This is a genomic window from Vreelandella xerophytica, from assembly GCF_968048975.1.
The window spans coordinates 2,694,547-2,711,791 of the sequence record NZ_OZ309106.1; the positions used below are offsets into that span (position 1 = coordinate 2,694,547).

Here is a 17,245-nt window from a genome sequence, read left to right on the forward strand (position 1 = left end):
GTCGATGTCGGCTCAAGCCAGGCGCGCCTGCAGCCACTTGCCGATATCATTGACCTGCTGCGGGCAGAGCGCGTGGGCCATCGGGTACTGCCTGTAGTTAACGCTATAGCCTTTTTCCTTTAGCCGCTCGGCACCGGCACGGCCCAGACTCTCCGGCACGACCGGGTCGAAATTGCCGTGGTGCACCTCAACGGGAATCGAGGCGTTGGCCTGGGCAAGCGCAATGCTTTCGCCTGTGGCCAGGTAGGTCGACATCGCCAAGAGCCCGCCAAGAGGCGCATCGAAGGTCAGCGCGGCCTGATAGGCCACCGCGCCCCCTTGGGAAAAACCGGCCACGATGATCCGACGGCTATCCATTCCCTGGTCAAGCTGCTCCTGGATCAGCGCCTTGATGCGCTCGGCAGAGTGCTTGAGCTGCACCTCGTCCACCCGGCGGCCCAGGTCCATGGCCAGAATATCGTACCAGGCGGGCATCATCATGCCGCCGTTGACCGTGACCGCCAGACGCGGCGCATGGGGCATGATGAAGCGCACGTTCATGCTCCTGGGCAGGGCCATGGACGGGATCAGGGGCTCGAAATCGTGCCCGTCGGCCCCGAGTCCGTGAATGATGAACACGCAGGCGTCGGCAGGCTGACCGTTCTTGGGCTCGATAATCAGTTCACCAGGCTCTGACATGGGGTGCTTTCCTCTCAGACAAAAGCGTCACCCTAGCGCAAAGTGGCACGCGCGGCGAGCAATGTTGCCCAGGCAGTGTTACCTAGAAGGGCCACACCAGCGGAATCAGCATGACGGCAATCGCCCCGGTCAGCACGTTCAAGCCCCCGCCCACCCGCAGAAAATCGCTGATCCGATAGCCGCCGGGGCCATACACCATCAGGTTGGTCTGGTAGCCGATCGGCGTCAGAAAGCTTGCCGAGGCGGCGAACATGATGGTCACCACATAAGGCATGATATTGACCCCCAGACTCTCCGCCGCCGCCGTGACCACCGGAAAGATGATCACTGCCGCGGCGTTGTTGGTCACAAGCTCGGTCAAAAGCGCCACCACGCAGTAAGTACCCACCAGCAAAAGCCAGGGACTGCCCGCCACCATGGAGAGTACGCCGCCGGCGAGCACGCTCGCCGCCCCCGAACTTTGCAGCGCCGCCCCCACGCCGAACGAGGCCGCGATGGTCAACAGCACCTGGGTATCCAGCCCCCGCTTGGCGGCGGAGACCGTGCAGCAGCCGGTCAACAGCACCAGGGCAGCACCCAGCATGGCTGCATTGAGCATGCTCAAAACCCCCAGCGCGGCCAGAAGAACCGCGCCGAGCAGGATCGCCCAGGCCAGCGGTGCCTTTTCGTGCACCGGGCGGGCGGCGCCATTGAGCTCGCTGATCAGCAGAAAGTCCCTGGACTGGCGGTGACGCTCGATAAACGGCGGACGCGCCTCCAGAAGCAGTACATCAGAGGATTGCAGGCGCACCTGCCCCAGATTGCCCGTGACCCGTTCACCGCCGCGACAGATGGCCAGTACCGCCGCGCCGTAAAGCGTACGAAAGCGGCCATCCCGGATGCGCTGACCAATGAACTGGCACTGGCTGGAGACCACCGCCTCGACCAGACGGCGCTCCTTGAACTCCTTTTCCAGATTTGACGCGTGTTCACTGGAGGGGATCAGCCCGCGAATCTGCTGAAGTTCCACCGCGGCATCGCTGGTGCCGGCAAATACCAAGCGGTCGCCCCCTTTTAGCTGCTCGCCGGGGCCTACCACGCTGACCACATTGCCCGCACGCTCGATTTCGACCAGAAACAGTTCCTGAAGATGGCGAAGCCCGGCTTCTTCGACGCTACGGTCGACCAGCACGCCATCCGGGTCCACTTCCATCTCGATGGTAAACTCACGAGGATTGGCAAACACTCGGGCCATGCCCTCCCGGTTGGGCAAGAGCCGGGGCGCGATAAAAATCAGATAGGCCAGCCCCGCCACGGCCACGGGCAGGCCCACCCAGGCAAGGTCGAACAGCCCCATGGAAATCTCGGGGTAACGCTCGATCAAAAGCCCATAGACCACCAGATTAGTGCTGGTGCCAAAAAGCGTGATGGTACCGCCCAGAATGGAGGCAAAGCTGAGCGGCATCAAAAGCCGCTGGGGGGAGCGCTTGATGCGCCGGCTCCAGCTCATCACCGCAGGAATGTAGGTCGCCATGACCGGCGTGTTGTTCAAGAACGCGCTAAGTGAGGCCACTGGCAGTACCAGGCGGGTGAGCGCGCGCCGCTCGGTGACGGGGTTTGCCAGCACATGGCGAATGATCAGATCGATACCGCCGGTTTCACGAATGCCCGCCACCAGCACGTACATGAACGCCACCGTGAAAAGCCCGGCGTTGGAAAAACCGCCCAGCCCCTGCTGAGGGTCTATCACACCCAGTGTCATCAAGAGCACCACGGCACCCAGTAAAATGATATCCGGCCCCAGGCGGGAAAGCGCCATCAACGGAAACACCGTCAATACCACCCCTATCGCAATCCAAGCATCTAGTGACATGACACGCGCCTTAAATTAAAACTGACGCCATTGTGCCGCTTGACGGATATTCTAAAAAGTTATTTTTGGAAACACATCAAGAACTAAATTGCATATACGAATGCGAGGTGCGAGGTGCGAGGTGCGAGGTGCGAGGTGCGAGGTGCGAGGTGCGAGGTGCGAGGTGCGAGATGCGAGATGCGAGATGCGAGATGCGAGACACAGTCTGGCCGCAGAACCCGATACGCAGACAATAAAAAACCCCGCCGAAGCGGGGTTTTCAAGCATATCAGTGCCGTTGGCGCTGACAACTTACATCAAGGAGGGAATTAACCCAGAACCTTGATGTTGGAAGCCTGAAGGCCTTTTTTACCCTGGGTCACGTCGAAGGAAACCTTCTGACCGTCTTGCAGGGTTTTGAAGCCGTCTGCCTGAATTTCAGAGAAATGCGCGAACAGGTCGTCGCCATTGTCGTCCGGGGAAATGAAGCCGAAGCCTTTAGTGTCGTTAAACCACTTAACGGTACCAGTTGCCATGATCGAAATCCTCGATGTAGCTTAATGTAAAGCCGGGTAATACCCGAGTTGCAGTGGGTAGAACAAGAAACTTTCACCAGACTCAACGCTAGGGCGTTTCGATGCTGCTGACAACGTTCGACTTGCTAACCTACTGCCTGAAGAATGCACTCAACCAACGCACACGTCAACACCATGCCCGAAAAAAGTGTCAGTGCGATGACGCCCCTTCAGAAATCCATCGCGCCGCCTTTTCAGCGATCATCAATGTGGGTGAATTGGTGTTGCCGCTGGTGATGGTGGGCATGATTCCCGCGTCTGCGATACGCAGCCCGCGCACGCCCAGCACGCGAAGCCTAGCGTCCACCACTGCCTGCGGATCGTCCGCCCTGCCCATGCGAGTGGTGCCTACCGGATGAAAGATCGTGGTGCCGATATCACCAGCCAGACGCACCAGTTCCTCGTCGCTATGGTACTCGGTACCGGGTTTGACCTCCTCGGGGGTGTACTTGGCAAACGCTGGCTGGCTCGCAATACGCCGGGTGACTCTTAGCGAGTCTGCCGCCACCTGACGATCCTCCTCTGTGCTCAGGTAATTGGGTGCGATCGCCGGTGCCGCCCTGGGATCGCGGCTTTTCACACGCACCGTGCCGCGGCTTGTGGGATTCAGGTTGCACACGCTGGCGGTAATCGCCGGATAAGGGTGAAGCGGCTGACCGAAGGCCTCAAGGCTCAAGGGCTGCACGTGGTACTGAAGGTTGGGGTGCTCGTACGCCCTGGAGCTTCGCGTAAAGGCGCCCAGCTGCGAAGGCGCCATGCTCATTGGCCCCGTGCGCCTGGTCAAGTACTCCCAACCGATGCCCACCTTGCCCCATAACGTCCCGGCCATGGCATTCAGCGTCAGTGCGTTGCTGACTCGATAAACCGAGCGTATCTGGAGGTGATCCTGCAGGTTCTCCCCCACCCCGGGAAGATCCTTTACCACCTTTATATGCAATTTTTCGAGGTGCTCGCGCGGGCCGATGCCCGAAAGCTGCAAAAGCGTGGGCGAGCCGATGGCGCCGGCGCACAGCACCACTTCTCGGGTAGCGCCAACGCGCTCGGTACGCCCTTCACGCACTACCTCGGCCCCGATGCAGCGCGGTGGGCCTTCACCATCGTCATCGAAACAGAGCGTATTGACCTGGGCGGTGTGCCAGAGCGTCAGGTTGGGCCGCTTTAACGCCGGGCGTAGAAACGCCTTGGAGGTGTTCCAGCGCCAACCCGCCCGCTGATTGACATCGAAATACGCCACGCCTTCGTTGTCGCCGCGGTTGAAGTCTTCGGTACGCGGGATACCTGCCTCTTCGGCGGCCTTGGCGAAATCATCCAGCACCGGCCACTTGAGCCGCTGCTTTTCCACCCGCCATTCCCCGCCTTGACCGTGAAACTTCCGGTGTGCAGCGTCGGCGTCGCCATCTGCGTCCATCCGGTAATGGCTCTCATGACGGATGAAATCCTGAAGGCAGCTTTGCCAGTTCCAGGCGGGGTCGTTGACCACACTCGCCCAATGATCATAATCACGCGCCTGGCCGCGCATGTAGATCATGCCGTTGATGCTCGAACACCCGCCCAGGGTCTTGCCGCGGGGATAGATCAACGAGCGGCCGTTCAGCCCCTTGTCTGGATCGGTCTTGTAGAGCCAATCGGTGCGCGGATTATTGATGCAGTAGAGGTAGCCGACCGGCACGTGTATCCAGTGGTAGTTGTCGCGCCCGCCCGCCTCGATCAACAGCACCTTGTTGTTCGGGTCGGCGCTTAGCCGGTTGGCCATCAAGCAGCCGGCCGTCCCGGCGCCGATGACGATATAGTCGAAATTGTTGTTGGTGGTGACCATCACGCTGCTCTCCTGTTACCCCGCGCCGGCTACTTGGCCGTGGGCATCATGAAATCGGCACCGGCATCGATGGAGTCCGACCAGCGCTGCATGATCGATTTCTGCTTGGTATAAAAGCGCACGCCCTCTTCACCATACGCATGAGTATCCCCGAACAGCGAACGCTTCCAGCCGCCAAAACCGTGCCAGGCCATGGGCACCGGAATCGGCACGTTGATGCCCACCATGCCTACCTGGATGCGCCGGCCGAACTCCCGCGCGGTGCTGCCGCTTTCGGTGAAAAGGCTGACGCCGTTGCCAAATTCGTGGGCGTTGATCAGCTCGATGGCGCGGGTGATGTCCGGCACGCGAACGCATACCAGCACCGGGCCGAAGATCTCCTCTTTATAGATGGTCATGTCCGGCGTAACGCGGTCAAACAGCGTGCCACCCATCCAGAAGCCATCATGGTTACCCTCGCCGGTCTGGCCTGAGTCAAATTCACGGCCGTCGACCACCAGCTCGGCGCCCTCCACGACACCCTTCTCTATATAGCCGGTAATGCGCGCGTGAGCCTCTCGCGTCACGATGGGGCCCATCTCGGCGTCAAGCTGCATGCCGTCCTTGACTTGAAGACCCTGTGCCCGCTCGGCAAGCTGGGACACCACCTTATCGGCCACATCCCCCACCAGCACGGCCACGCTGATCGCCATGCAGCGCTCGCCCGCCGAGCCAAAGGCCGCCCCGACCAGCGCATCGACAGCTTTATCCAGATGGGCGTCGGGCATCACGACCATGTGGTTCTTGGCCCCGCCCAGCGCCTGGACACGCTTGCCGTGCCTGGCGCCGCGTTCGTAGATCGAATTGGCGATCGGCGTGGAGCCCACAAACGAGAGCGCCTTCACCTCGGGGTGATCGATCAGCGCCTCGACCGCCTCCTTGCCCCCTTGCAGCACGTTGAATACACCGTCGGGCAGACCTGCTTGCTTGAGCAGGTCTGCAAGGAGCAGCGAAGCGCTGGGGTCCAGCGGGCTGGGCTTCAAGATGAACGTGTTGCCGGTCGCAATCGCCACGGGAAACATCCACATCGGCACCATGGCAGGGAAGTTGAACGGGGTAATACCCGCCACCACCCCCAGCGGCTGGCGCACGGTCCAGTTATCGATCCCGGTGCTTACCTGCTCGGTATAGTCGCCCTTGAGCAGTTGAGGAATACCGCAGGAAAACTCGACGATGTCGATCCCCCGGGCCACTTCGCCCTGGGCGTCGGTGAAGACCTTGCCGTGCTCTTTGGTGATTGCCTCGGCCAGCTCATCCTTGTGTCGATTCAAAAGCTCCAGAAACTTGAACAGCACCCGGGCGCGACGGATGGGCGGGGTATCCGCCCAGGCGGGAAACGCCATCTGCGCGGCGTCCACAGCCCGGTCGACATCGGCCTGATTGGCCAGCGCCACCTGTCCGGTCGTCTGGCCGGTAGCCGGGTTGGTTACCGCCTGGTGTTGACTGGAAATGCCCGGGGTGAGCGTGCCGTTGATGAAGTGATGAATCGTGGTAGACATGGCGGCCCTTATAAGCAAGAAGAAGGAACAAGGAGTAAGCACTACGTAATCCTAGAAGCCTACCGGGTCGCCCCTGCGGATCAATTGAGTAATTCTTAACCGCGATATAAGCTTTACTAATAACATGACAATAACAGGGGCCCTATATGCAGGAGTATGCCGCACTGCGGGCATTCGTGGCGGTTGCGCAAACCGGCAGCGTTTCCCGGGCCGCAGAGCAATTGCACCTTACCCAACCTGCCATCAGCCTAAAGTTGAAGCAGCTTCAAGCGCATCTGGGACTGACGCTTTTCCAGCGCCGCCCCCAGGGGCTGGCCTTGACCGCCGACGGTTACGCCCTGCTGCCTGCCGCGCAGCAGGCGCTGGCAAGCGCCCAGGCGTTCGAGCAAAGCGCCAGCGCCTTGCATCAGACCCCGCGGGGACTGCTTAGAATCGGCACTATCGTCGACCCCGAGTTCCTTCGCCTGGGCCACTTCTTGAGCCGCCTGATGGCACGCGCGCCTCAACTCGAAACCGAACTCAAGCACGGCATGAGCGGCAGCGTGATTACCCAGGTAGAGCAAACCGCACTGGATGTAGGCTTCATCCTGGCCCCGCCGGGAGAAGGACCGGCACTTGAAAGCCTCGGTTTTCGCGAGCTGACGTATTTTGACTACCACGTGGTGGCTCCGGCGGGCTGGGAGGCCAGGCTCGCGAATACCCGCTGGGAGGCCTTGGCCGCTTTGCCCTGGATCGTGACACCGAGTGATTCTGCCCATCATCGGCTGCTTGCCCACGCTCTGGCGAAGAGTGGTGCCATCCTCAACCGTGTGGCCCAGGTCGATCAGGAGGCCTGCATGCTCGATCTGGTGCGTGCGGGTGTGGGCCTGAGCCTGGCCCGGGACGCCGTGGCCATGGCCGAGCGCCAGGAAAGCGGCCTTGCCGTAGTGAACGATTTGCGTCTGCCCTGTGCCCTCAGCCTTGTCTGGCGAGGCGACAGGCAAGCCGAGCCCGTCATCGAGGCAGCGCTTCATACACTCGATAGTGTATGGCCGCACCGCGTGTGATCACCCACGAATGCCCGAGTCAGCGGGAACATTGGCCACAAGGAAGGGCCTAACAGGTCCAGCTTGAATACATCGCCTACCCCCACCGGGGTAGTAAAGCTGAGCGGTTACAAATTCATGTTTGGCTAAAGCGGCTTTTGTCTACTAAGGTGGTAGAGAACTTAAATAGACCAGTCGACTAATGACCTGCTTATCCAAGGTCTGTCATGTTCGATTGCTGATTCAAGAAGTCCTTCAGGCACGCAGACGTCAAGAAAGCGTTGATTTGAAAGCATTGCTCTGAAGGCGTTGATCTAAAGACAGGAGATCTTATGAGCAACAGCATCACTACCGTTAATCCGGCTACCGGCGAGAACCTTGAAAGCTACTCGCTGATGGATAAAGACCAGGCCATCAAGGTGGTCGAGCAAAGCCACGAGGCATTTCTACAATGGCGGCTCAAGCCCCTTGATGAGCGGGCAAAAACGGTGAAGGCGATCGGTCAGGCACTGGCTGACCACAAGGAAGAGTTCGCCATGCTGATGGTCGATGAGATGGGCAAGCCGCCGCAAGAGGCGCGCCAGGAAATCGATCTATGTGTGGGTATCTGCGATTACACCGCCGAACAGGGTCCTGAAAAGCTTGCCGATGAAGAGCGTAAACCCGGTAATGGTGAGCGCGGGTTCATCACCTATTCGCCCATGGGTGTGATCTACGGCATTCAGCCGTGGAATTTCCCGGCCTATCAGGCGGTGCGCTACTCCATCGCCAATATCATGGCGGGTAACAGCGTACTGCTCAAGCACGCCGAGAACGTTACCGGCAGCGCCCTGCTTCTCGAGAAGATCTACCGCGACGCCGGGCTTCCCGAGAACGTCTTCCGCACGCTGGTGATCTCCCACGATACTTCGGATGCGATCATCGAACACAAGTACGTGCGCGGTGTAACCCTGACCGGTAGCGACACTGCCGGTCGCAAGGTGGCGGCCAAGGCTGCCGAGAACCTCAAGAAGACCGTCCTGGAGCTGGGCTCCAACGACGCTTTTCTGGTGCTCGACGACGCGGATCTCGATGTGGCGATCAATACCTGCGTAACCGGCCGGGTATTCAACGGTGGCCAGACCTGCGTGGCGGCCAAGCGTTTCGTTGTGACCGAGAAAAACTATGAGGCCTTCAAGGAGCGCTTTGTCGAGAAGATGAAGAGCCTGAAAGTGGGTGACCCGAAAGAGAACGGCACCGATGTGGGCCCGATGGCGCGTGTCGACCTGCGCGATGGCCTGCACGAGCAGGTGGAAAAAAGCGTCAGCAACGGTGCGACGATTCTGTGCGGCGGTGAAAAGCCGAGTGGTCAGGGCGCATTCTATCCGGTTACCGTGCTGGACAACGTAACACCCGGCCAGCCCGCTTATGACGACGAACTGTTCGGCCCGGTCGCCGCGCTGATCCGCGCGAAAGACGACGAAGATGCCATGCGCATCGCCAACGACAGCCGTTATGGCCTGGGTGGCGGTATCATCTCCAAGGACACCAAGCGCGCCACGGAGCTTGCCAGCAAGTACTTCGATACCGGCATGGTCTTCATCAACGGCTTTGGCGTGGCCACGCCGGAAATGCCCTTTGGCGGCGTGAAGGACTCCGGCTACGGTCGCGAGCACGGCGGCTTCGGCATGCACGAATTCGTCAACGCCAAGGCGGTCATCGTCGTTAGCGAGTAATACCGCAACGCCTTTGGCTGGCCAGTTTGACTGGTTAGAAACGATAAACGCCGCAAGCACTGCTTGCGGCGTTTTTTTATGCCCTGAAGGCGTGGTTACCTGCTTTCACGCGCCAGACGCTCGAGCTCGGAAGCCTCCTCATTGGAGATATCAATCGCGTTGGCAAGCTGGTCGAGCCATGCGCGCCCCTTGGGATCCCCGTCATCTATAACGGCCACGCTAATCAAGTACATCTCGCGGGCGGCCTCGTGAGAGTCTGCCTGCTCGGCAAGCGCCTTGGCATCCAATGAAGCGTTCAACTGCTGCTCGACCCAAGCGTGCAACTCATCATCGGCGCCCAGGGCGCGCATCTTTCCGGTCATCGAGGCGCGTATCTGCTCATCGTTTTGAACGGCGGCGCGGGCGGCCATGATCATGGCCTGCAGCAGTGCCCGGCTGCGCTGCTCCTGGCGCTCGCCGCTGAGGGAGTCGACGTGTCCGCTTGCCGCACGGGCCTCGTCGCTATCCCACTCGGTGCCCACTGCGCCACCACGTCCGTTGCGTAACTGGGAGTTCTGCCACGCGTTCCAGGCATACACGCCTATTCCCGCCACAATGCCATATTTGAGCGCCTTGCCGGTCAGCTTGCGACCAGGCCCGGAGCCCATCAGTATCGCCATGGCGCCGCCGCCCAGCGCACTCTTCGTATCAAAACCGCTCGAACGGGATGACGGGCCCGATAACCGACGGCCCACGCGGTGACCCGGCTGATTATCCGACCGGTGTGCTGGATCATCCAGCACACCCTTGATACCGAATTCGCCGTCATCTTGCTGCATCAACTGCTTAAGAATAGTACTCGCGTTCATCCGTGGACTCCTTGAGCTAATGGAGTGGCAACCCGCCACCCTACCAGCAGATTAGACGCTTTCGCCCCTTTTACCTCAACCCGGCTTCCTTGTCGGCTGGTACTGACCGCGATGCGACGCGGTATTTGCACCTTAAGTTCACTGGCGTATAAAAACGCCGCAAGCGCTGCTTGCGGCGTTTTTTTGTTGTTTGGTGCTCAAGGCTAAGCGTTAGCTCGCAAGGCGCCGTCGATAAAGCGTTAGCACCGCGGCCAGGATAAGCCAGGTCAAACACGCGGCGATGACGTCATCGAGCACGATACCGAGCCCACCGGGCACCCCTTCGGCCCACGAGACCGGGGGCGGCTTGAGCACGTCGAAAAACCGGTAGACGACGAACGCCAGCGTCATCAACGCCGGATGGCGCGCTGCGCGTAGGCCAATAACCGCCAGCGGGAAGGCCACGATCTCATCGAGCACGATACTGCCGTGATCCAGCCCGCCGTGATAAAGACCCGCGTAGTGGCACACGCCACCACCTAGCCCCAGTAGCACCAGGACCACCCCTGCCTGCTGGCCAAGCGGGCGCGCCAGCAGCCCCCAGGCAAGAGCTACGCCCAGCAGCGACCCTACGGTGCCGGGCGCGACGGGGGCGTAGCCAAGACTCAGGCCCGAGGCAAGCCACAGGTTGAGCGTTTCGAGCATCAGCCGGCCTGAACCGCCTGGCGCTCGAGCTCGGCCACCATCTCGGCGTCCAGCTCGAGCTCGGTGGCCAACTGTTCGAGCCAGGCTTTCTCCATGGGGTTTTGCTCATCACTCACCGCCAGGCTGATCAGATACATCTCCCGAGCCGCTTGGGGCGAATCCGCCTGACGGGCTAGTGCGTTGGCATCAAGTGGGGCGTTCAGCTGCTGCTCGACCCAACCGTGCAGTTCGTCATCGGCCCCCAGAGTATCGATCTGCTCGCTGATCAGCGCGCGCTCCTGCTCGTCGATATGGCCATCGGCCCGGGCGGCCATGATCATCGCCTGTAAAAGCTCCAGGCTTCGACGCTCCTGTAACTCGCCGGTGAGTACCTCCACGCGTTCGCCTTCATCATTGCTCTGCGGCGCGGGGCTACCCCCTTTGGCGGTCTGGCTACTCTGCCACGCCTTCCAGGCGAGCATTCCGACCCCTGCAAGGGCGCCGTATTTAAGCGCCTTGCCGCCCAGCTTGCGCCCGCGTTTGGAGCCGACCAGCATGCCCATGGCGCCGCCGCCCAGCAGGCTCTTCAGGTCGAAACCGCTGCCTTTAACGCCGGCTTCATTACCGCCGAGCTGGCGCGATAGACCGTCGAGCATACCCTTTACATCCACACCGCCGCCCTGACCGCCTTGGCCCGTGCCGCCGGCCTGTTGCATCAATTTTTGTAAAATGGCGCTTGCGTTCATTCGCTGCTCCTTGCTTTACGACAAGACACTGTGAAAGGCGACGCTAGGAGGCCAACGCTCCCTTGATCGTCGTCGTGCTGCCGTGCCGGTTGGCCTGCACCTCTATACGAACCGGCATTTGCTCTTTAAGTTCGCTGACGTGGGAAATGATGCCGATCATGCGCCCGCTCATCTGCAAGTCACAAAGCACCTGGATGGCCTGATCCAGCGCGTCCTGGTCGAGGCTTCCAAAGCCTTCGTCGATAAAGAGCGTATCGAGCTGAATGCCGCCGGCATAGGCCTGAACCACATCCGAGAGCCCCAGCGCCAGCGAAAGCGCCGCCATGAAGGACTCGCCGCCGGAAAGCGTGGCCACCGAGCGCTGCTTGCCGGTGTAGGTATCGGCCACGTCGAGCTCCAGACCGGAGGCCTTGTTGCCTTTCGAGGGGTCTTCACGACGCACCAGCTGGTAGCGCCCGCGGCTCATGCGCACCAGCCGCTCGGAGGCCTGAATCAGCACGTCGTCGAGCAGCACCCCCAGCACGAAGCGCTGCAGGCTGATACGGTTGCCCGTGCGCCCATTGGCGATATCGCTGAGCGTGCCCCATAGCCGGTACTGGGCTTCCAGCGTCTGTTGAGCGGCATGAGCAGCAACCAGCTTCTGGCGAATGGCAGTGAGGTTATTCAGGCGCCCATCCAGCGCCCGCCAGGCTTCAAGTCGGATTTGCTCCTGGGCCTGGGCGGCCTCGGTCCGGGCCTCGAGTGCCGTCATTTCCGGCAGGGTTTGCTCGCCAAGCTGGGCATTGGCACTCTCGATGGCGCCTTCGAGTTCAGCCAGACGACGCTGGTAGGCGTCAACCGCTTGATTCAGCGCCTGGCGCTCGGATGCTTCAAGCTTGGCGGCTTCAAACTCGGCAGTCTCTTCGAAGGGGCTATGATCAAGCGCCTCGCGCCACTCGGCCTTTGCCTTTTCCAGAGCATGCTCGCAATCGGTCAGGCGCTTTTCGGCCCCGCTTAGCCGCTCCTCGGCGCGAGCCTTCTGGGTATCGCGTTCGGTAAAGGTCTGCTGGGCGCTCGCGTAGGCGCTTTCGATCTGGTCGATCTGCGTTTTTAACGCGGCCAGGCTTTTTTCGAGCGCCACGGGATCGCGAGCATTTTCCGGGAGCGCCTCGCTTGACTGGTCACGCTGGCTTGCAAGGCGAAGTGCCTGCTCCTTGGCAGCGTCCATTTCACTTCGGCTGGTCTTGAGCTTTTTATCCTGGGCGGCCCAGTCGCGGCGCAAGGCTTCGCGGCTTGCGTGGTGCTGGGCGATCTCCCCCTCCACGCGCGCGCGTCTGCTCACCTGTTCTTCGAACATGGCACAGGCGTGGGTGAGTTCGGTAAGCGCCCTGCTCGCCCACCCGCCCAGCGTCTGGATAAGGCGACGTTGCTGCTCGGCGTGCTGATGGCGTTTTTGCAGACAGCTTTCCAGGTCGCGCTCGGCGGCGTGCTGCGCTTGACGGGCCTTCTCCTGACGGGCACGGGCACCCTCCACCTGCGGCTGGGTCACCACCTCACTTTGCCCGGCGGCGGGCGCGGGATGGGCGTGGCTGCCGCAAACGGGGCACGGGGTATCCGTTTGAAGCATGCGCGCTAAAAGTGCCGCCTGGCCCTGGTGCCAGCGCATTTCCTGCTCGGTGGCGTGGCGCTTAGCCTGGGCGGCATCCGCCTGGCTACTCTCGAGGGTTTGCTGGGCGCGCTGCTGTTCCGCCTGAAGATTCGGCGCTTGCCGGGTGAGCGCTTCAAGCTCCTGGCGATGGGCCAATAAATCCTGATGCTGGCCAAGCTCGATCGGGGCGCTGGCCAGTCGCTGGTACTCGACTTGAAGGGCATCAAGCTGGGTGCTCAATGCCTCGCCCCGGTTTTGGATATGCTCAAGGGTTTGCTCGTCGCGCTTGAAGATCGCCTCTTTCTCAAGCCAGGCTGCCTTTGCCGTTTGCGCGCGGGTGACAAGCTCGCCAAGGGCGCGGCCTTTCTCCAGAAACTCGCCGAGCTGACGGCGCCGCTCGATCAGCGTGCCAAGCGCCTCGTGACGCTGGCTTGCGGCGTTCAGCACCGTTCTTGCCTGATCGACATGTGCGCGCTGCTCGCTCAGCGTCTCGTCGGCCTGCCGCTGCTCCTTTTGGGCTGCCTTTAGCGCCTGGCTTGCCTTGGCATGGGCATCAAACGGCGCGTGAAGCGTCTGGGCGTGCTCGTCTTGCGCCAGGCGCTTTTGCGCCTTGGCGATAGCGCCTTGCTGCTCAAGATGCCCAGTCTTTTCCTTTACCAGAGCGTCCCGGGCCTCGAACTGACGCTGCAACGCCGCCCCCGCATCGCGGTTTTTCTCGGCCTCGCGGCGTTCGCGCCTGGCGACGTCAAAGTGCGCGGAGGCCTGCGCCACTCGAGGCGTCAGCGCCTGTATCTCTTCCTCAAGGGCAGCTTCGCTTTCCAGCTCGCCACCCGCCAGAATGCCACTGATATGTTCGCGGTGGCTTTTAACCCGAGCGACGATCTCCTTGGCCCGCCCCAGCAACTGCTCTTCGATGCGCTGAAAGATATGCGTTTGAAATAGCTTGGCGAAAATGTCCTCACGCGCCTTGGAATCCGCCACGAGCAGTTCGCGAAACTTCCCCTGGGGCAGCACCATGACCTGGCGAAACTGATTGGCATCCAGGCCCAGCAACGCCTGTATCTGAGCCGTGGCATCGCCCACGCTTTTGGCTACCAGGCAGCGGTCTTCCTGACGATCATCGGTCAACCGCCATAGCTGGGCTTCGGCGTTTTGAAGGGTAGTGCCCTCCCCTCGGGCCTTGGGGCGTTGCTGCTGGGGTACGCGGCGAATGCGATATATTCCTTCGCGCAGACGAAAATCCAGCGTCACCTCGGTGAGCAGCGAAGGCACTGCCTGGTCGCAGCGCATCTGGCTTGCGGTGCGCTCTTCACCGGTGGTCTGGCCATAAAGCGCAAAGCAGATGGCATCGAGGATGGAGCTTTTGCCGGCGCCAGTGGGGCCGTTGATCAAGAAAAGCGGATGGCGGCCCAGGGTAGTGAAATCCAGCGCTTCGCTGGCGGCGAACGGGCCAAAGGCCTGCATGGTCAACCCAAGCGGCGTCATGAAGAGTTCTCCGTCTTGTTCAGCTCGTGGATCAACTGCCGCATGGCAGCTGCCTGCGCGTCATCCATCGCCTCGCCGCTGGTCTGAGTGAAGAAATCGCTGAACATGTCCTGCGCGCTGAAGTTGAGCCGCTCGCGGTCCAGCTGCTGGGCACCGCGAACGTCCAGCATGCCGGGTTTTTCCAGATGAAGCACGTTGGGGTAGACCGCACGCAGCTTGCTCATGGGATCGAGAATGGCGTGGCGGTCGGTCAGGCGCACCAGCAGGTAATCCTCCCGCTCTTCACCTTCTGCTCGGGCATCGGTCAAGAGGGTTTCGAGCTCGCCTTCCAGTACGCGGACGTTGCGCCTTGGCATCAACGGGCGATGCTCTATGCTCGAGACGCCGCTCCTTGCCACGTCGATCAGCGTAATTCCCTTGCGTTGGCGAGCTTCTGAAAAGCTGTACTTCAAAAGCGAGCCGCTGTAGCGAATATGCTCACCGCCACGGTACTGCGGCCCGTGCAGATGCCCCAGCGCCACGTAGTCAAACCCCTGCATCGGCTCCCAGGCCACACTTTCCGCGCCGCCCAGGTTCAGCGGGCGCTCCGAGTCCGATGCACTGGCGCCGTCGACAAAGCAGTGACTCATCAAGAGTGTGGGGCGGGTCTTGTGGCGGGCCTTTGCAATACGCTCGAGCAAGAAGCGGTGAGCAGTGTCGAAATCGCGCACGTCTTTGCCGAAGTGGCTGCGTACATGTTCGGGGTCGGCGTAGGGAATGCCGAAAATATCCACCTCGACATCGCCGATGCTCAGGGTAACGGGCACCTCGCATTGGGTCAGATCGGAAAGAATATGCAGGCCCGCTTTCTTGAGATGGCGGGCACCGAAGCGAAGTCGCTCGGCGCTATCGTGGTTGCCGGATATCATGATCACGGGCAGCCCACGCTTTTCACAAAGCTCACCGAGGATATCGTCCAGCAAAGTGACGGCAGTGGCCGGAGGAACGGAGCGGTCAAAGATGTCACCGGCCACCAGCACCGCGTCCACGGCGTCGCGGTCGACGATATCGACCAGCTGGTTCAGAACAAAGCGCTGGTCTTCAAGCAGTGAGACGTTGTGAAACAATCGCCCCAGGTGCCAATCCGCAGTGTGCAGTAATCGCATGGCAGACTCGCCGTCGTGAAAATGAAAGCATCCTATCATTTAACACGACGGCATTGATCACAATGGCCTTCATCAAGACGGGGACGGGCCTGCCACGCGTATCGGCCTTGAAGGGGCGATCAGGGTTCGATGGGCAAGTTGCGCTTGTGCTCGGTACGCTCGTAAGTCTGCACGATGGTCGCGCGCGCCTGCTCGCCAATATCCTCCCCCACCAGGAAGGCGTCGATATCGGCGTAGGTAACACCCAGGGCATCTTCATCGGCCAATTGCGGCTTCAGGGTTTCAAGATCCGCGGTGGGCTGCTTTTTCACCAGCGCTTGCGGGGCGCCAAGCTCTGCACCGATGCGGCGCACCTGATCCTTGGTCAGACCGGTCAGGGGAACCACATCACAGGCGCCATCGCCGTACTTGGTGAAAAAGCCCATCATCGCCTCGGCGGCCTGATCGGTCCCCACCACCAGCCCACCATGCGTGCCCGCAGCGGCGTACTGAGCCAACATGCGTTGACGCGCCTTGATATTGCCCAGCACGAAATCACGCTGGTGTTCGTCCTTGAACGCAAGGCCGCCGTCTTCCAACGCCTTCAGTGCTGCGTCGCTTGCCGGCTTCACGTTCACCGTCAGCACGTGGTCGGGTTCGATGAACGTCAGCGCCTGCTGGGCATCGTCCTCATCGTGCTGAGTGGCGTAGGGCAGACGCATGGCGTAGAACTGCGCGTTCAGCCCCTCATCGCGCGCCTTGTTGACGGCCAGTTGCGCCAGCCGCCCAGCCACGGTGGAGTCCACACCGCCGCTGATACCCAATACCAGGGCGTGCTGGCCGGAATCGCGCATCTGCCGGTACAAAAAATCCACGCGCCGCTGAATTTCATCCTGCTCATCAATGGTGGGGTTTACTTTCAGGGCCTTGCGAATAAGGGCCTGTTTTTCGGCACTGTGTTCCATCCTGGTCTCCTTGAGATACGATCAATGAACGATCCATCCATTCCCCACCAAGCGTAGCGGATACTCGGCCTCAACCGCCAACGGGTGTTGCCTTGCCGCTGAGCACCTGGTCGTAGAGAGTGGAAATATGCTCGAGGGCGTAATGGGCGGCGGCAAGGCGCACGTCGTTGCGTTCGCCAGGAAAGTGCTGGGTTTCGCTGAACAGGTATTCCTGCTCACCACGACGAAACGCCCAGGCAAAACAGACAGTGCCGACAGGAATATCATCGTGGGGTTCGGGTCCGGCAATGCCGGTGTTGGCCACGGCAACGTTGGCATCGTTATTATGCATGGCGCCCATGGCTAGTTCGCGGCTGGTTTCTTCGCTGGTCAGACCGTATTGGTCGATGGTGCTGAAGCTTACCGACAGGTAGCGATTCTTGGCCTCCGGCGAATAGACCGCCAGGCCGCAGTCAATGCTCTGCCCGCTGCCTGGAACCCGCGCCAGCTCTGAAACAATCAGACCCGCGGTGCAGGATTCAGCAGTGGCCAGTTTAAGATCGTGTTCTTGCAGGTAGTGACATACGTCTTCCAGTAACGACATGGGACTTCTCCTTGGCGCCTGAGGCG

14 protein-coding genes are annotated in these 17,245 nt (G+C 61.0%); 2 read left to right on the forward strand and 12 right to left on the reverse strand.

Features of this window, described 5'->3' with window-relative positions:
- Window positions 1–12 precede the first annotated feature (12 nt).
- From ACWF8S_RS12655 to ACWF8S_RS12675, 5 genes are all read right to left on the reverse strand, one after another.
- The gene (locus ACWF8S_RS12655; RefSeq protein ID WP_447553685.1) at window positions 13–678 is read right to left on the reverse strand and encodes an alpha/beta hydrolase; all 666 of its coding nucleotides are present in this window, start codon (window positions 676–678) and stop codon (window positions 13–15) included.
- Between the two features lie 82 nt (window positions 679–760).
- A complete protein-coding gene (locus ACWF8S_RS12660; protein WP_447553686.1) occupies window positions 761–2,530 on the reverse strand; it encodes an SLC13 family permease in 1,770 nt (589 codons plus the stop codon).
- Window positions 2,531–2,838: 308 nt separating this feature from the next.
- Complete coding sequence (locus ACWF8S_RS12665; RefSeq protein ID WP_054641278.1) at window positions 2,839–3,045, reverse strand: cold-shock protein; 207 nt, start codon at window positions 3,043–3,045, stop codon at window positions 2,839–2,841.
- A gap of 190 nt (window positions 3,046–3,235) precedes the next feature.
- Window positions 3,236–4,900: a GMC family oxidoreductase gene (locus ACWF8S_RS12670; RefSeq protein ID WP_447556595.1), complete on the reverse strand. Its 1,665-nt coding sequence runs from the start codon at window positions 4,898–4,900 to the stop codon at window positions 3,236–3,238.
- Between the two features lie 29 nt (window positions 4,901–4,929).
- Entirely contained in the window at window positions 4,930–6,438 is a 1,509-nt protein-coding gene (locus tag ACWF8S_RS12675) for a CoA-acylating methylmalonate-semialdehyde dehydrogenase (protein WP_447553687.1), read from the reverse strand.
- A gap of 146 nt (window positions 6,439–6,584) precedes the next feature.
- On the opposite strand from ACWF8S_RS12675, the gene ACWF8S_RS12680 reads away from it, so the two are divergent.
- Both ACWF8S_RS12680 and ACWF8S_RS12685 read left to right on the forward strand, forming a co-directional pair.
- Window positions 6,585–7,484 carry a LysR family transcriptional regulator gene (locus ACWF8S_RS12680; RefSeq protein WP_447553688.1) on the forward strand — a complete coding sequence of 300 codons (900 nt, stop codon included), beginning with the start codon at window positions 6,585–6,587 and terminating at the stop codon, window positions 7,482–7,484.
- A 311-nt stretch (window positions 7,485–7,795) separates the two neighbouring features.
- Entirely contained in the window at window positions 7,796–9,178 is a 1,383-nt protein-coding gene (locus ACWF8S_RS12685) for an NAD-dependent succinate-semialdehyde dehydrogenase (protein WP_447553689.1), read from the forward strand.
- 95 nt (window positions 9,179–9,273) lie between these two features.
- Here ACWF8S_RS12685 and ACWF8S_RS12690 read toward each other — a convergent pair whose 3' ends face one another.
- The 7 genes from ACWF8S_RS12690 to ACWF8S_RS12720 all read right to left on the reverse strand — a co-directional run bounded on the left by ACWF8S_RS12690 (window position 9,274) and on the right by ACWF8S_RS12720 (window position 17,219).
- Window positions 9,274–10,026, reverse strand: coding sequence for a tellurite resistance TerB family protein (locus ACWF8S_RS12690; RefSeq protein ID WP_447553690.1), 753 nt, complete (start codon window positions 10,024–10,026; stop codon window positions 9,274–9,276).
- Between the two features lie 210 nt (window positions 10,027–10,236).
- The gene (locus ACWF8S_RS12695; protein ID WP_447553691.1) at window positions 10,237–10,710 is read right to left on the reverse strand and encodes a phosphatidylglycerophosphatase A family protein; all 474 of its coding nucleotides are present in this window, start codon (window positions 10,708–10,710) and stop codon (window positions 10,237–10,239) included.
- The gene (locus ACWF8S_RS12700) at window positions 10,710–11,435 is read right to left on the reverse strand and encodes a tellurite resistance TerB family protein (RefSeq protein ID WP_447553692.1); all 726 of its coding nucleotides are present in this window, start codon (window positions 11,433–11,435) and stop codon (window positions 10,710–10,712) included. Before ACWF8S_RS12700 ends, ACWF8S_RS12695 begins: the two co-directional genes overlap by 1 nt.
- 43 nt (window positions 11,436–11,478) lie before the next feature.
- Window positions 11,479–14,547: an AAA family ATPase gene (locus ACWF8S_RS12705; RefSeq protein WP_447553694.1), complete on the reverse strand. Its 3,069-nt coding sequence runs from the start codon at window positions 14,545–14,547 to the stop codon at window positions 11,479–11,481.
- Window positions 14,544–15,692: an exonuclease SbcCD subunit D gene (locus ACWF8S_RS12710; RefSeq protein ID WP_447553695.1), complete on the reverse strand. Its 1,149-nt coding sequence runs from the start codon at window positions 15,690–15,692 to the stop codon at window positions 14,544–14,546. Before ACWF8S_RS12710 ends, ACWF8S_RS12705 begins: the two co-directional genes overlap by 4 nt.
- A 119-nt stretch (window positions 15,693–15,811) precedes the next feature.
- Window positions 15,812–16,636, reverse strand: a complete 825-nt coding sequence (gene nadE, locus ACWF8S_RS12715) for an ammonia-dependent NAD(+) synthetase (RefSeq protein WP_447553696.1) — start codon at window positions 16,634–16,636, stop codon at window positions 15,812–15,814.
- A 70-nt stretch (window positions 16,637–16,706) separates the two neighbouring features.
- Entirely contained in the window at window positions 16,707–17,219 is a 513-nt protein-coding gene (locus ACWF8S_RS12720; RefSeq protein ID WP_447553697.1) for a CinA family protein, read from the reverse strand.
- Between the last annotated feature and the right edge of the window lie 26 nt (window positions 17,220–17,245).

Coding starts and splice junctions, on each gene's coding strand:
- ACWF8S_RS12655 (WP_447553685.1), bottom strand. CDS start 678: ATGTCAGAGCCTGGTGAACTGATTATCGAGCCCAAGAACGGTCAGCCT.
- ACWF8S_RS12660 (WP_447553686.1), bottom strand. CDS start 2,530: ATGTCACTAGATGCTTGGATTGCGATAGGGGTGGTATTGACGGTGTTT.
- ACWF8S_RS12665 (WP_054641278.1), bottom strand. CDS start 3,045: ATGGCAACTGGTACCGTTAAGTGGTTTAACGACACTAAAGGCTTCGGC.
- ACWF8S_RS12670 (WP_447556595.1), bottom strand. CDS start 4,900: ATGGTCACCACCAACAACAATTTCGACTATATCGTCATCGGCGCCGGG.
- ACWF8S_RS12675 (WP_447553687.1), bottom strand. CDS start 6,438: ATGTCTACCACGATTCATCACTTCATCAACGGCACGCTCACCCCGGGC.
- ACWF8S_RS12680 (WP_447553688.1), top strand. CDS start 6,585: ATGCAGGAGTATGCCGCACTGCGGGCATTCGTGGCGGTTGCGCAAACC.
- ACWF8S_RS12685 (WP_447553689.1), top strand. CDS start 7,796: ATGAGCAACAGCATCACTACCGTTAATCCGGCTACCGGCGAGAACCTT.
- ACWF8S_RS12690 (WP_447553690.1), bottom strand. CDS start 10,026: ATGAACGCGAGTACTATTCTTAAGCAGTTGATGCAGCAAGATGACGGC.
- ACWF8S_RS12695 (WP_447553691.1), bottom strand. CDS start 10,710: ATGCTCGAAACGCTCAACCTGTGGCTTGCCTCGGGCCTGAGTCTTGGC.
- ACWF8S_RS12700 (WP_447553692.1), bottom strand. CDS start 11,435: ATGAACGCAAGCGCCATTTTACAAAAATTGATGCAACAGGCCGGCGGC.
- ACWF8S_RS12705 (WP_447553694.1), bottom strand. CDS start 14,547: ATGACGCCGCTTGGGTTGACCATGCAGGCCTTTGGCCCGTTCGCCGCC.
- ACWF8S_RS12710 (WP_447553695.1), bottom strand. CDS start 15,692: ATGCGATTACTGCACACTGCGGATTGGCACCTGGGGCGATTGTTTCAC.
- nadE (WP_447553696.1), bottom strand. CDS start 16,636: ATGGAACACAGTGCCGAAAAACAGGCCCTTATTCGCAAGGCCCTGAAA.
- ACWF8S_RS12720 (WP_447553697.1), bottom strand. CDS start 17,219: ATGTCGTTACTGGAAGACGTATGTCACTACCTGCAAGAACACGATCTT.